The organism is Shewanella electrica, from assembly GCF_022321485.1.
In the GTDB taxonomy this organism is placed as follows: Bacteria; Pseudomonadota; Gammaproteobacteria; order Enterobacterales; family Shewanellaceae; genus Shewanella; species Shewanella electrica.
Window position 1 is genome coordinate 1 of the sequence record NZ_JAKOGG010000038.1, and the last position, 319, is coordinate 319.

Genomic DNA, 319 nt, shown 5'->3' on the forward strand with positions numbered 1-319 from the left:
GAATCACTGCTGTCGTCGTGGCCACCACAGTAATAGACAGCCTCGTCCTCGACTTGGACCCCAGTGATGGTTAATGTGCCCGTGGAGCCGGATTTGGAACCGGAGAATCGTGAAGGGATGTCCGAGGGTCTCTTGTCGTTGCTATAGATCACAGTGACAGGGGCACTGCCAGGAGACTTCTGCTGGAACCAACCACAATAGGTGATGCCACCCCCGGAGCAGGTGATCTTGACGGTTTCTCCCGGGTTCGCTGACACCGAGGACGGCTGAGTCAGCGCTGCCTGCACCAGGGAACCTGAGGTGTGGGCGAGCACCGCCA

General features: G+C 58.9%; 1 protein-coding gene. It reads right to left on the reverse strand.

Annotation, left to right across the window (positions count from 1 at the left end):
* Positions 1-319: immunoglobulin domain-containing protein (locus L9G74_RS19830; protein WP_238898504.1), on the reverse strand; the 319-nt coding region annotated here is incomplete at both ends.